Origin of the sequence: Streptomyces cinereospinus, from assembly GCF_042430725.1 — a bacterium.
GTDB classification, from domain to species: Bacteria; Actinomycetota; Actinomycetes; order Streptomycetales; family Streptomycetaceae; genus Streptomyces; species Streptomyces cinereospinus.
Map to the genome: position 1 here is coordinate 1 of NZ_JBHMCY010000091.1, position 14883 is coordinate 14883.

Here is a 14883-nt window from a genome sequence, read left to right on the forward strand (position 1 = left end):
ACCGCCGGACCCTCGAACCCGAAGACATACGCCAACCGGCCCGAAGCCACACTGCTGGAGCTGCCGTTGGCCAGGTAGCCCTCAAGTCCCGCCGGTGGCTTGGTGACCCGGGACGCGTAGTCGTTGTCCATGACGCCGGTGAAGACCCCGGTGCGGCTGCCGCGCAGCGTCTGGGGGTTGATCCGGGCGTGCTCCAGCGCCTCCCACCCGGTCTCCAGCAGCAGCCGCTGCTGCGGATCCATCGCCAACGCCTCACGCGGACTGATCCCGAAGAACTCCGCGTCGAACTCCGCCGCATCCCCGAGGAAGCCCCCCTCACGGGCATACGACGTCCCCCCGTGCTCCGGATCCGGATGGAACAGACCCTCCAGATCCCAACCCCGGTCCGTCGGGAACCCGGCCACCACATCCCGGCCCTCGGCCACCAGACGCCACAGCTCCTCGGGACCACGGACCCCGCCCGGGAACCGGCACGCCATCCCCACGATCGCCAGCGGCTCGTCCACCGCGACCGCCTCACCCACCACCGCCGCCGCCGGCACCTCATCGCCCCCGGCCAGCGTGCGGCACAGGTGTTCGACGAGCGTGTCCACGGTGGGGTGGTCGAAGAGCAGGCCGGACGGCAGGCGCAGGCCCGTCGCCGCCTCCAGCCGGTCGCGCATCTCGACGGCGCGCAGGGAGGTGAAGCCCCGGTCCTTGAACGTCCGGTGTGCGCCTCGGCCGTCACCGGGGCGCCCCTCCGGTTCGTCGTCGTCCTCGCCCACCACCGCGGTGACGGCCGTCTCGACGAGGTCGCGTACGGCGGTCCGCAGGGCGTCTGCGCGCAGCCCTGCCAGCGGGTGCCCTTCCCCGGCCTCCTCGGCCTCCTCGGCCCCCATCGACCGCGCGGGCCCCGCGGCGTGCGACGCCGCACGATCCGTACGGGCTGTGGTGTCGAACTGCGGCCAGTAGGAACGCCGTTGGAAGGCGTACGTGGGCAGATCGCAGTCCTGGGTGCCGTGCGGGAGGACGGCGTACCAGTCGACGTCATGACCGGCGGTGTACAGGGCGGCCAGGGCGGTTGCCGCGCCGAGCGCGTCGGCGCGGTCCCGCTGGAGGGTCGTGACGACGACCGGCCTGCGCTCCTCGCCGTCCAGGCAGGTGCCGACGGCGGGAGCCAGGACGGGGCTCGGGGAGAGTTCGAGGTAGGTGGTGACGCCCTCGGAGTGCAGGGTGCGCACCCCGTCGGCGAAACGGACGGGCTCCCGCACGTGGCGGACCCAGTACTCGGGGTCGGTGAGCTGGCCGGCGGTGGCCATGGTGCCGGTGACGTTGGAGACGACCGGGATGCGGGGCGGGGAGTAGGTCAGCCGGCGGGCCACCGTGCGGAACTCGTCGAGGATGCCGTCCATGTGCGGGGAGTGGCCGGCGACGGTGACCGCCAGGCGCTTGGTCTTGCGTCCCCGGGAGCGCCACCGTGCGCACAACTCCAGGACGGCGTCCTCGTCGCCGGAGATGACCGTGGAGTCGGGTGCGTTGACACCGGCGACGGACACGGCGGCGGAGAACTCGTCGAGGGCGGCCAGCACCTCGTCCTCCGAGGCCTGGACGGCGGCCATGGCACCGCCGGCCGCGGACTGGATGAGCCGGGCGCGGGCGACGGCGAGTTCGCAGACGTCGGGCAGGGTGAGGACGCCGGCGATGTGGGCCGCGGTCAGCTCGCCCATGGAGTGGCCGGTGAGGTGGGTGGGGCGCGTGCCCCAGCTCTCGTAGAGGCGGTAGAGGGCGACCTCCACGGCCAGCAGCGCGGGGAGGGCGAAGTCGGTGCGGTCCAGCAGCCGGGCTTCCGGGGTGTCCGGCTCGGCGAAGATCAACGGGCGGACCGGGCGCGGGAGATGGCGGTCGAGTTCGTCGCAGACGGCGTCGAAGGCGGCGGCGTACACCGGGTGGACCGCGTACAGCTCGGCGCCCATGCCGGGGCGCTGGCTGCCTCCGCCGCCGAAGAGCACGGCGAGGGGGGCCGGGCCGGTGGCCGGTGCGCCGGTGGTGACCAGGTGCGGAGAGGCCGTTCCGGCGGCGAGGGCGCGCAGTCCGTCAAGGAGCTCCGCCCGGGTGGTGCCGACGGCGGCGGCCCGGCGGCGGAATGCGGTGCGGGTGAAGGCGAGGGCGTGGCCGACCTGGTCGGGACCGGCCTCGGGGTCGGTGTCGGTGAGGTGGGTGTGCAGGCGGTCGGCCTGGGCGCGCAGGGCGGTCTCGGTACGGGCGGACACCGGCCAGACGCGCGGCATTCCGTCCGTCGCCGGTGCCGGGGCCTCCTGGGCGGCCGGTGCCTCGGAGAGCACGATGTGGCAGTTGGTGCCCCCGATGCCCCATGAGTTGACGCCCGCGATCAGCTCCCGCTCAGGGTGGGGCCAGGGCCCGTGTTCGGTCCGCACGCGCAGGTGGTGGACGTCGAGCCGGGCGTCGGGGTGGGGGCGGACGTGGTGGAGGGTGGGCGGCAGGGCGCGGTGGCGGAGGCTGAGGGCGACCTTGAGGAGGCCGACGATGCCCGCGGCGGCTTCGAGGTGGCCGAGATTGGTCTTCACGGAGCCGACCAGCAGGGGGTCGTCGGCGCGGCCGGCTCCGGCGGCGCGGCCGACCGCGCCTGCCTCGACGGGGTCGCCGACGGGGGTGCCGGTGCCGTGGAGTTCGACGTACTGGAGGTCGGCGGGGTCGACGGCGCCACGCCGGCAGGCGGCGAGGATCACGGCGCGCTGGGCGTCGGGGTCAGGGGTGGTGAGGCCGTCGGTGGCGCCGTCGTTGTTGACGGCGCTGCCGCGGATGACGCAGATCACCCGGTCTCCGTCGGTGAGGGCGGCACGCAGCGGCTTGAGGACGACGAGGGCGCCGCCCTCGCCGCGCACGGTGCCGCCGGCGTCGGCGTCGAGGAGGCGGACGTGACCGTCGGGGGAGAGCGCGCCGAGCCGGCCGAGGGCGGCGGCGGACTCGGGGAGCAGGTTCAGGTTGACGCCGCCGACGAGGGCGAGGGTGGATTCGCCGCTGCGCAGGCTGGCACAGGCGGCGTGCACGGCGACCAGGGAGGAGGACTGGGCGCTGTCGAGGGTGAGGCTGGGGCCGCGCAGGCCGAGGGCGTAGGAGACGCGATTGGCGATGATGCCGCGGTGGGTGCCGGTGAGGCCGTACTGGCCGGCGACGCCGGGGCCGTGTCCGTGCATCAGGCGGGACCAGTCGTCCCAGATGGCGCCGACGAAGACGCCGGTGCTGGAGCCGGCGAGCCGGTCGGGGACGATGCGGGCGTCCTCCAGCGCCTCCCAGGCGAGTTCGAGCACGAGGCGCTGCTGGGGGTCCATGGCGGTCGCCTCGGCGGGGCCGATGCCGAAGAAGGCGGCGTCGAAGCGGTCGACGTGGTCGAGGAACGCTCCGTGGGAGAGGGCGCTCGCATCGGCGGAACCGAGAGCGGCGGGGTCCCAGCGGTGGGCGGGGGTTTCACCGACGGCCTCGACACCGTCGCGCAGCAGTCGCCAGAAGGCGGCCGGGTCGTCGGCCTGCGGCAGCCGGCAGGACATGCCGATGACCGCGATGGGCTCGTCCGGGGTGGCAACGGTCCTGGTGGTGTCGCTCATGCCTGCCTTCGTCCCTCGTCGTTCGTGTCGCGGGTGTCTCGTGTCGCGCCGGTGCCCGGCGCCGCCTGGGTCGCGGTCGCCGGGCAGCCGGTGGCGGGGCTCAGCCGGTGAGTGCTTGCAGCGCCTCGTTCCAGGCCTTTTCGCCGCCCACCGCCGCCATGGGCAGCCAGGGGTTCCAGAAGTCGCGGTAGTGCGTGATCAGGCCGTTGTCGAAGCGGACGACGGAGAGGTAGTCCTGCCGGTACCGGCCGCCGGTGGCGAGCAGGGTGCAGTCGCCGGGGAACTCGGCGACGAGCACTCCCTCGGGAGTGACGGCGTGGAAGACGGGTTCGCCGTACTCGACCCTGAGCTGCTGCGGCATCACGCTCATCTGGGCGCGCAGCTGGTCAGCGCCGCGCATGACGGTGGGGAAGCCGGGCGGGGCGTAGACGAACTCCAGGACGCCGTCGGGGGCGAACAGCGCGATCCACTCCTCGACGCGGCCCTCCTGGAGCAACGCCAGGCTCGTGGTGAACGTCTCCTTGAGCTTGTCGGGCGCGGGGTTGGTCACAGGGTTCCTCCTGATGGGGTGACGAGGGAACGGAAGGCCCGGTCGAGCGCCGCGTCGGGCAGCAGCCGGGTGAGCACGCGGCCCACCGCGGCGTCACGGCCGACGGCGTACCGGGTGCGCGGCCGGCTGTCGGCCAGGGCGCGCAGCACGGTCCGGGCGAAGTCCTCCTGGGTGGTCCTGCTGGTGCGCGCGCTGTGCTCGTTGCTCCGCAGGAAGCGCGGGAAGGTGTCCTGGTACAGCTCCCTCAACCGCTCCGGAGCGGCGTCGAGGATGCGGGTGCCGGTGTCGGACACCTTGTCCCAGATCGGGGTGAGGATGGCGCCGGGCTGGACGACGCTCACCCGGACGCCGCTCGGGGCGACCTCCCGTCGCAGGGCGTCGCTGAACGCCTCCTTCGCCCACATGGCGGCGGCATAGGCGCCGAGGTAGGGGATGGCGACGTTGCCGAGTCCGGAGGTGATGTTGACGACGCGGCCCCCCGCGTCGCGCAGCAGCGGCAGGAAGGCCTGGGTGGTGGCGACCTGGCCGACGACGCTGGTCTCCAGCTGTCGCCGCAGGTCCTCCAGCGGCAGGCACTCCAGGGGCGCCGGAACGCAGATGCCGGCGTTGTTGACCAGTCCCCACAGACCGGTGTCGCCCACCCTGTCGCGTACGACGTCCTCGGCGGCGGCGATCGACGCCGCGTCGGTGACGTCGAGGACGAGCTGTTCCACTCGGGGGCGGGGCGGCTCGCCACCCGGTTTGCGCACCGCGGCGAAGACCCTGAAACCTGCTGCCGCCAGGTACTCGGCACACGCCTTGCCCAGGCCTGAGGAGGCCCCGGTGACGACCACGGCGCGCCCGCGGGGGCTGGGGATTCGGGTGGACATGAGGGCTCCTGTCAGGTGAGGGAGGCCAGCACGGCCTCGACGCTGGCGTCGGCCAGGCGTGCGGCGCGGTCCCGGGGGACGGCCTGGTCCACGTGGGTGAAGTTCCAGGCCAGCCGGTCGTGGCTGGTGTTGACGGTGGCCACGAAGTACGCGTTCACCGAGAGGCCCGTGACGAATTCGGCGTCGCTGACCTGCCACGGGCCGATCCTGTCGGGGAAGTCGAACCGGCCGAGGTTCGACAGGCACAGGGTGATGGGCCCCTTGTCCTCCATGAAGCGCAGGAACCGGTCGCTCTTGGCGACGGTCCTGGGGGCGACGAATCCCATGGTCGCGATGGCGGTGAGGTGTTCGCCGCGGTTGCGGCGGCGGGCGAGGTCGCGGCTGATGGTCCGGGCCATGGGCCACAGTGACTGCTCCGGCCGGTAGGCGACGACGGAGGGCACGGTGGCGACGTACGTGCCGAGTTCGTCGTCCGTCACGGCGGGCTCCAGGGCCTCGCGGAAGGTGATCGGTGAGCCGATGGTGAGGTGGCCGGGTCCGGTGCCGGCGTCCTCGGCGACGGCGGTCACCATGGCCGCCGCCAGCAGTCCGTGGACCGTGGTGCGTTCGCGCTTGCAGGCCTGGGCGAGGCTGTCCACCCCGGGCCCGTCGAGTTCGTGGTGGATCAGCCGTGTGGTGCGCTGCGGGAAGGGCACGCTGCGGCTCGGCTCCAGACGGCTGGGCTTGAGCCGCCGGGCCGCCGACTGGTCGGCCAGCAGCTGCGCGGCGACCTTGACCGCCCCCTTCAGGCCCCGGTACTCCGGGGGCAGCAGTCCCTCGGGTCCCGGCAGGGCGCGCGCCGGCTCGTGTACCTCGCCCCCGCCCGCCTCACCGGTCTGGCAGCGGGCCGCGAGGTGCAGCCACTGGCGCAGCAGGCTCAGCACGGTCGTCCCGTCCGCGACACAGTGCGGAACGGTGATGATCAGGTCGTGGACCTCGCCCCGTGAGATCGCGACGGCCCGGACGAGCGGGCCGGTGGCCCAGTCGACGGGCTCGCTGAACTCGCGCTCGTTCAGCTCGCGCTGCCAGCGCGGCTCCCCCGTCTCCTCGCCCTCGGGCACGGCGACGGTGCGCAGCGGGATGGGCCGGCCGGCGACCGGCACGAAGTGCGGCCTGCTGCCGTCGGCCTCGGCACGGATGGCGGCCCGCAACAGGGGGTGGCGGGCCTGGAGGGCGTCCAGGCCCTGGCCGAGCACCTCCTCGGGGAGCCGTCCTCGCACGCGGACGTGCCCGATGACGTTGAGCGGGGAGATCTGGTCACAGATCCAGTACCAGCGCTCCAGCGGGGTCAGCGGCCGTGCGACCTCTTCGGCGGGCTTCACCGGTTCACCTCCGCGGCGACGACGCCGTGGTAGTCGAGGAGTTCGATGTTCTGCTTGTCGAGCACCGAGCGCGGCGCGAAGGTGAAGAACAGCCGGCGCCCCAGCAGCTGGGGCCAGGCCTCGGTCTGTTCCAGTGCGCTCAGGGAGCGGGCGGCGGCGACGGTCTTCCGGGTGCGGGGCAGCCGGGCGCGCTCGTAGGCGCGCAACGCGCCGGGCAGGTCGGTCGCGCCCTCCAGGTGACGGGCGAGGACGACGGCGTCCTCCATGGCGATGGCGGCGCCCTGGCCGAGGCTCGTCATCATCGGGTGGGCCGCGTCGCCGAGCAGGGTGACCCGGCCCTCGCCCCAGCGTTCCAGGAAGGGCCGGTCCCGGGCCGGGAAGGCGGTGATCTGGTCCTCGGGGGTGGCGCGGATGCACGCCACGACCTCCGGAGCCCAGCCGGCGTACGTCCGCTCGATCTCGGCTCGTGTGCCCTGCCAGTCACGGGCTCGCGCGGCGGGCATGTTCTTGGTGCCCCACCAGTACACCTGGCCCTTGCCGATGTTGGCGATGCCGAACCGGCGGCCCCGGCCCCAGTAGTGGGCGCCGTACTGCTTCGGGATGGCGGGGTGGGTCAGGTGCGGGGTGGCGACCCAGCAGATGTATCCGGGCTCGTAGGGCGTCTCGGGGCCGACCAGGCAGCGGCGGATCGCCGAGTCGAAGCCGTCCGCGCCGATCAGGACGTCGCCGCGGGCCTCGGTGCCGTCCGCGAAGAACACGCTCACGCCGTCGTCGTCGGCCTGGAAGCGGGTGGCCCGGGCGCCGAGCGTGATGGGGACGTCCTTCACCGCTTCCAGCAGCAGACGCTGGAGTTCGGCGCGGTGCAGGCCGAAGCTGGGGGCGCCCAGACGGTCACAGATGTCCGTGAACTCCAAGGTCCGGATCAGCTTGCCCCGCCGGGTGCGGAAGTGCAGCTGCTCCAGGATCTCCACGGTCTCCTCCAGCCTCAGATCGATACCGAGGGTCCGCAGGGCCAGTACCGCGTTCGACATCAGCGACAGCGCGCCGCCGACCGGTTTGAGTTCCCGCGCCCGTTCGTACACCTCGACGTCGACGCCGACGCTGCGCAGGGTGGCGGCGGCGGTGAGGCCGCCGATGCCGGCCCCGACGACCAGGGCGCGGACAGGGGGACGTGGCGTCACTTCGGTAGCCTCTCTTCCGTGAGGGCCCGGCTCACTTGCTGGACGTACGGTTCGTCGAGCAGCCTCAGATGGTCGCCCGGTACCTCGATCAGACGGACCTGGCCGCTGGTGAGGGTGGACCAGCCGTTGAGGGGGTCCCGGTGCAGGGTGCGGGCGGCGCCGTGCATGGGCTTGAGCGCGTCGGGCAGCTCCCCGGTGGCCTTGACGAGGGTGACGTCGACCGGCAAGGGGCCCGGCTGGTAGTCGCGCAGCGCCGCCCAGTTGGCCTTGTAGACGCGGAACAGCCGGCGGACCGCCGAGCGTGCGGTGGCGGGTGCGAGGATGCCGGCGGCGGCCGCACGGTCGGCGATGAAGTCGAGGCGGTCCTCGTCGCTGTGCAGTGTGCCGGGGAGCGGTTCGACGGGGGCGTCACCGCCGCGGTCGACCCAGATCAGCTCCCAGAAGAACCATTCGAGCATCGCTCGGTCGGCCACCTCGGGCCGCTCCCCCGGATCGGGCGCGATCGAGTCGAGAAGCACCAGTTGCTCCACCTGCCCCTGCGCCGAGGCGTGCAGTTGCCAGGCCATCTCGAAGGCGACGAAGCCGCCGAAGGACCAGCCGGCCAGCCGGTAGGGGCCTTCCGGCTGGACCCGGCGGATCGCCTCTATGTAGCTGCGGGCGATGCCGCTCATCGTCTCGACCGGCTCGGTCCCGGGTTCGGTGCCGGCCGCCTGGAGCGCGTACACCGGCTGGTCGTCGGGCAGGTGCCGGGCGAGCCGGACGTAGCACAGGACGTTGCCGCCGAGCGGGTGGACGAGGAAGAGCGGTCGTCCGGACCCCTCGGTGCGGATCGGCACCACCGCGTCGAAGGCGGCGACGGCGTCCTGGGAGCGCAGCCGTGCCGCCAGCGCCGCCACGGTCGGAGCGGTGGCGAACGCGGCGAGCGGGACACGCGCCCCGAACCGCTTCTCCACGGCCACCATCAGCCGCATCGCGGTCAGCGAGGTGCCGCCGAGTTCGAAGAAGTCGTCGTCGACGCCGGGAGCCGGTATGCCGAGGAGTTCGCCCAGGATGTCCGCCACGGCACGCTCGTGGGCGTCCCGGGGCGCGGTGCGTCCGGCTGCGGGAGCGCTCTGGAGAGGACGGCGGCGCAGGGCGGCGTCGTCGCGTTTGCCGCTGGGGGTGAGCGGCAGCGCGGGCAGCCAGGCGAAGTGGGAGGGCACCATGTGGTCGGGCAGGGTGGCCCGCAGCCGGCTGCGCACCTCGGCCAGATCGACCGTCCCGGGGGTGCCCACCAGGAACGCCGCCAGAGAGGAGTCCCCGCTGTCCCGGCGGCGGGCCACCACGGCGGCCTCCTCGATCCCCGGCTGGTCCAGTGCCCTGATGGCCAGCTCCACCTCGGCGGGTTCGACGCGGAAGCCCCGCACCTTCACCTGGTCGTCGGCGCGGCCCAGCCACACCACGTCACCGCCGGGCAGGGTGCGGCCGAGGTCGCCGGTGCGGTAGAGCCGGGCCCCCCAGGGCGCGGTGACGAAACGCTCGGCGGTCAGGTCCGGGCGTCCGAGGTAGCCGCGGCCGAGGCAGGCCCCGCCGAGCAGGATCTCCCCGCGCACTCCGGGCGGGACCGGCCGCAGCCGCTCGTCCAGCACGTACATCTCCGCGCCGCCGATGGGCCGGCCGATCGGCGGCAGCGCGGGGAAGCCCGCCGGGTCGCCGGTCATCACGAAGGAGCTCGCCAGGTTGGTCTCGGTCGGCCCGTACTGGTTCTCCAGGACCGTGCCGGGCAGGGCCGAGCAGAAGCGGCGGATCTCGTCGGTCACCCTCAGCTGCTCGCCGGAGGACACCAGCACCGACAGGTGCGAGGGGCGCAGGCCCAGCTCCCCGGAGGCGTCCGCGAGCTGCTGGAGCGCGACGAACGGCAGGAAGGCCCGCCTGACGCGCTGCTCCTCCAGCAGCCGCAGCAGCGCCGACGGGTCGCGCCGGTCCTGTTCGGAGACCAGCACCAGGGTGCCGCCGCCGGCGAGGGTGGAGAAGATCTCCTGGAAGGACACGTCGAAGCTGAGCGGCGCGAACTGCAGCGTGCGGTCCCCCGCCGCCGCGGTGGCCGCGTCCAGTTGCCAGCGCACGTAGTTGGCCCACAGACGGTGCGGAAGCTCGACCCCCTTGGGCTCACCGGAGGAGCCCGAGGTGAACAGCAGCAGGGCGAGGTCGTCGAGGCCGACCCGGCGATGCGCGCCCGCCGTGGGCCCGTCGTCGCCGGGTCCCGTCAGGGCCAGGGACTCCGCGGGCAGGAGCAGCGCCGGATCCGGTACGAGTCCGGCGTGCCGCGTGTGGGCGACCACCCGGAACGGCCGCGCCCGCTCGATCATGCGCGCCAGCCGCTCCGCCGGGTAGGACACGTCGAGCGGCAGGCAGACCGCTCCGGCGCGCAGCACGCCCAGTACCACGGCGACCGTCTCGGGAGAGCGGTCCATCGCGATGCCCACCGGCGCTCCGACGGGAACGCCGAGCCCGACCAGTTCCGCGGCGACACGGTCGGCGGCCCGGCCCAGCCGCTCGTAGGTCCAGGTGACCGGGCCGAAGGTGACGGCTGCCGCGTCGGTCCGCAGCCGTATCTGCTCGTCGACGAGGGTGAGCACGTCCACCGGGTCGGGGAGCACGGCGGGCGCGGGCAGCGGGTCCGTCAGGAAGGTGAAGTCCACGATCTCGTCCGGCTGTTCGACCATGCGGCCGAGGATCTGCTGGAAGACGGCGGCGAGCCGGTCCGCCTGCCCCGGGCTGAACGACCGCCCGTCGCAGTCGAACCTGAGCCGCAGCGTCCGCCCGTCGCGGGGGTCCACGATCGCGTTGGCCAGCAGCGCGAGGGTGGTCTCCTCGTACGTGGCGAGGTCGATCAGGGACAGCTTCCCGTGCCCGAGGACCGCCTCCAGGGTGTGCAGCCGGACGAAGTTGAAGGCGGTCTCGGTGACCGGGCCGCCCAGGTCGGTCTGGATGGCGCTGAGCGGGTAGGCCGAGTGCGGGAAGGACTCCTGTTCCTGCTGGACCACCGCGCGCACCACGTCGAGCCAGGAGCCGTCGGTCCTCTCCAGCTTCTCCAGCCGGAACGGCATGGTGTTCAGGAACAGTCCGGTCATGCCGTCGGCTCCGGCCACCTCGGGCCGGCCGTGGGTGACCAGACCGGTGGTGACGTCCGGGGAACCGGTGAGCAACCGCAGCGTCAGGCAGTGCGCGGTGAACATCAGCAGCCGCATCGGCACCGCGTGCCGACGGGTGAAGTCCTCCAGTGCGCGGGTGAGTTCGCCGGGCAGTTCGACGTGCCGAACGATCACCTCGGGTTTCCGGGGCGGCTCGTGCGGCACGTACGGATCGAGCCGGACGGGCTCGGCACCGGTCAGCAGCCGCTGCCAGTACGAGCGGTCGGCGGCCGACTCCAGGCGGGCGCGCTCGGAACGGACGTAGGCCGCGAACGACGGCAGCGGTGTGTCGTCCACCGGCGCGAGGCCGGCGTCCAGCCCGTGCAGGTAGTCCTGGAACAGCTCGCGGACCAGCACGGCCACGCTCCAGCCGTCCAGGATCGCGTGGTGGAAGCTGAGCACGAGGTCCAGCCGTCCCGGGCGGACATGGGTCCGGAACTCGTACAGCGGCGGCCGCTCGAAGTCGTAGCGGTGGACGCGCCGTTCGGCGACGCAGGCGGCGATCACGGGGTCCGCGTCGGCATCGGTGACGTGGACGATCCGCAGACCGCCGGTCGCCTCCGCCCGTACCGTCTGCAGGGGCTCCGAGCAGCCGGTGAGGTCGAAGGCGGAGCGCAGGGACGCGTGCCGGGCGACGAGGCGGTCGAAGGAAGCGCGGAAGGCGGCCTCGTCCCAGTCGGCGGCGTCCAGGGCGAACGCGTAGTGGAAGACGTCGTGGTAGAGCGGGGAGCCGGCCTGTTCTCGGCTGTGGTAGATCATGCCGAGCTGGAGCCGGGTCACCGGGAAGGCGTCGACCAGGCCCTCGTCGCTGAGCCGGGCCCGGTCGGCGCCGGTGACCAGCTCGAACGGCTCGGGGAGAGCGTCCGCACGCCCCGCGGTGGCGTACGGCGCCTGAGTGGCCACGGTGGTGTGGCGGACCATGTCGGCCAGGGTCAGGCCGAGCCCGCGCCGCTCGGCCGCCGCCCGGACCCTGAGCAGCAGCAGGGAGTCGCCGCCCCGCGCGAACCACTCGTCGTGGACGCCGACCCGTTCCACGCCCAGCACCTCGGCCCACGCCTCGGCCAGGGCCCGCTCGACGTCCGTCGTGGGAGCGGCGTGCGCGGCCGGCCCGCCGTCCGGCACGGGTGCGGGCAGGGCCGCGCGGTCCAGTTTGCCGTTGGGCGTCAGCGGGACGCGGTCGACCCGCACGAAGTGCGCCGGGACCATGAACTCCGGCAGGGCGGCGCCGAGTCGGGCCCGGATCTCCGCGTCCTCGATCGGGGCGTCGGCGACGTAGTACCCGACGAGCTGCACGCCGCCGCCCGGCGAGGGGCGGTCCGTGACGGCCGCGGCCCGCACCGAGGGCAGCCGGGAGAGCCGGTGTTCGATCTCCTCGAGTTCCACCCGGTTGCCGCGGACCTTGACCTGCCGGTCGATGCGTCCCAGGAACTCCAGGGCGCCGTCGGCGAGCCGGCGGGCCAGGTCGCCGGTGCGGTACATCCGTTCCCCGGGCACGAACGGGTCGTGGGTGAACCGCTCGGCCGTCAGCTCGGGCCGGCCGAGGTAGCCGCGCGCCAGTCCGACACCGGCGATGCACAGCTCGCCGGCGGCGCCCGCCGGCTGCGGGTCGCCGAACCGGTCCAGGACGTACAGCCGCAGGTTGTCGATCGGCCGCCCGATGGGCACCCGGTCGACGGGCGCGCCGTGGGGACAGTCGTGGTACGACACGTCCACGGTGGCCTCGGTGGGCCCGTAGAGGTTGGTCAGCTTCGGGCCGTCGGCGCCGAAGATCCGGTGGAAGGTGGCGACCTGCTCCGGCGGCAGCGCCTCCCCGCTGCAGAAGACCCGCCGCAGGGAGGCGGCCTGCCTGCGCGACTCGGGCTCGGCGTCGAGCAGTGCGAGGAAGGCTCCGAACATCGAGGGGACGAAGTGCAGCACCGTCACCCGCTCGGCAGCGATGGTGCGCAGCAGCTCCCGCGGGTCCTTCTCCGCGCCCGGCGGCAGCAGCGCGACGCGGGCGCCCGCGATGCCCCACCAGAACAGCTCCCACACGGACACGTCGAAGGCGATCGGTGTCTTGTGCAGGATCACGTCGTCCGCACCGACGGGGTAGCGGCGCTGCATCCAGGTGAGCCGGTTCACGACGGCCCGGTGTTCGACCATGACGCCCTTGGGCCGGCCCGTGGATCCCGAGGTGTAGATGACGTAGGCGAGGTCGTCCGGGCCGGCGGGTGCGGACGGCGACGGCGGCGGGCCGGCGGGGGCGGGCTCCTCGTCCACGCGTCGGACGACGACCCCGGCCGGCACGTCCAGCGGCGGCGTCCCCGGGCCCGTCAGCACCGTGCGGGCCCCGCTGTCCCGGAGGACGTAGGCGATCCGTTCGGCCGGGTAGCCGGCCTCGACAGGCACATAGGCGGCCCCCGCCTTCAGCACGGCCAGGACGGCGACCACGGTGTGCCGCGACCGTGGGAGCAGCACGGCGACCCGGTCGCCCGGGGCCACTCCGTCGGCGCGCAGGACCGCCGCGAGTCGCTCGGCGCGGGCGTCCAGGTCCAAGTAGTCGAGACGGATGCCGGTGGCGGCCTCGGCCAGGGCGGTGCGCCCCGGGGTGCGCGCGGCCTGGTCGGCGAACAGGGCGTGCAGCGTCCGGTCGTCCGGGAAGGGGCGGTCCGTGGCGTTGACCGCGTGGACCATCGCGGCGCGCTCGGGATCGTCCAGCATCGGGACGGCGGCGACGGCGCGGTCCGGGTCCTCCAGCGCGCCGAGCAGCAGGGTGCGCACATGGCGGGCGAGCGCCTCGACGGGGAAGTCGGCGTCGAACACGTCGGTGGCGTAGTCGAGGTCCACGACGACCTCGCCGGTGTCGCCCTGCTCGTTGACGACGACGGCGAGGGCGTCCTGGTCGTGGGCCTTGGTGGCCCCCGACGACTCGACCCGCAGGCCGGGCAGCGGCCTGCCCTGCGGCCACTGCACGTATGACAGCGTCACGTCGAACACCTGGCGGGCGTGGCCCGGCCGGTCGCCGAGCAGGTCCCCGAAGGCGAGCCGCTCGTGCCGCTGGAGCTCGCGCGTGTCGCGCTGCACCGCGGCGACCAGTTCCCGCCAGGGCGTGTCCGCGCCCACCTCGACGACCAGAGGCAGGGTGTTGGCGAACTGCCCCACCGCGCGCCGCTCGTCCTTTCCCCTGCGGTTGAACAGCGGCGCGCCGAGGACCACCGTTCTGGCCCCGTGCACGCGTGACAGGTAGACGGCGAACGCGGCCGCGAGGAAGGCGAACGGCGTCTCGCCCCGCTCCCTGACGCGCTCGGTCAGCTCGCCCGGCAGCGTGAAGGAGTGACGCGCGCTGCGCCGCGCGCCGGCCGGCGCGCGGCGCGGGAACAGAGCGGGCTCGACCGCGTCCAGCGTCCGGCGGAAGAACTCCCGGTCCTCGGCGTGCTGGGCCGAGGAGCGATAGCGCCGCTCGTCCGCGACGCAGTCCGCGAAGCTCGGTGGTCCGGCCACGGGAAGGCCCGCGTATTCCCGCCTGACCTGGTCGAAGAACAGGTGCAGCCCCCAGGCGTCGGTGATCAGGTGGTGCGCCGAGAGGAAGACCCGGACGGCGGTGGCGCCCTCCTTGAGCAGCGCCGGCCGGCTCGGCGGCCCGTCGTGCAGGTCGAAGGGCCGCTGGGACTCGGCGGCGATCCACGCCTCGCAGCCCGCCCGGGGGTCGGCGTCGCCGGAGAAATCCACCACCCGGACCTCGGGCGGTGATCCGTCGGTCCGCTGGAACGGAGTGCCGTCCCGCTCCTCGAACCGCAGCCGAAAGGCGTCGTTGGCCCGTACGGCACGCCGCAGCGCGGCCAGCAGCCGTTCGTGATCGATGTTCCCGACAAATCGCTGACTCAGGTGGATCGTGAACTGCGGACTGCTGGGAAACACCTCGTGCGCCACCCAGATATCGCGCTGATAAGCTGTCAAGGAAATGAACTCTGTCACGACTTGCCCTCAGCTCCCGGAGTCGGCCGCCGTTCGGCGGTGATGAACTCTGCCTGGCACGTCGGGCGCCATCCAGAAATTCAGCAGCCTGGTAGCCGCGGTACCAGCCACGGCAATTCCCCACAGGGCGTACCGGGTTGGTCGGTTCCGGTGGGCGGCGCGAAGTCCGCGGATCTTTTTTTCGGGCGGCTGT

At 73.4% G+C, this 14883-nt stretch carries 6 protein-coding genes; all 6 read right to left on the reverse strand.

All coding sequences use genetic code 11. The annotated features are described in order from the left end of the window. On the reverse strand, positions 1 to 3602 hold a 3602-nt coding region (locus ACFF45_RS31520; protein WP_381350222.1), incomplete at its 3' end, for a beta-ketoacyl synthase N-terminal-like domain-containing protein. A gap of 100 nt (positions 3603 to 3702) precedes the next feature. Beyond that, positions 3703 to 4152, reverse strand: a complete 450-nt coding sequence (locus tag ACFF45_RS31525) for a nuclear transport factor 2 family protein (RefSeq protein ID WP_381350224.1) — start codon at positions 4150 to 4152, stop codon at positions 3703 to 3705. Next, on the reverse strand, positions 4149 to 5021 hold the full coding sequence (locus ACFF45_RS31530) for an SDR family NAD(P)-dependent oxidoreductase (protein ID WP_381350225.1): 873 nt from the start codon (positions 5019 to 5021) through the stop codon (positions 4149 to 4151). The genes ACFF45_RS31525 and ACFF45_RS31530 overlap by 4 nt, the downstream gene beginning before the upstream one ends. An 11-nt stretch (positions 5022 to 5032) precedes the next feature. Further along, a complete protein-coding gene (locus tag ACFF45_RS31535; protein WP_381350226.1) occupies positions 5033 to 6382 on the reverse strand; it encodes a phthiocerol/phthiodiolone dimycocerosyl transferase family protein in 1350 nt (449 codons plus the stop codon). After that, a complete protein-coding gene (locus ACFF45_RS31540; RefSeq protein WP_381350228.1) occupies positions 6379 to 7563 on the reverse strand; it encodes an FAD-dependent oxidoreductase in 1185 nt (394 codons plus the stop codon). Before ACFF45_RS31540 ends, ACFF45_RS31535 begins: the two co-directional genes overlap by 4 nt. Further along, entirely contained in the window at positions 7560 to 14672 is a 7113-nt protein-coding gene (locus ACFF45_RS31545) for a non-ribosomal peptide synthetase (RefSeq protein ID WP_381350229.1), read from the reverse strand. Before ACFF45_RS31545 ends, ACFF45_RS31540 begins: the two co-directional genes overlap by 4 nt. Between the last annotated feature and the right edge of the window lie 211 nt (positions 14673 to 14883).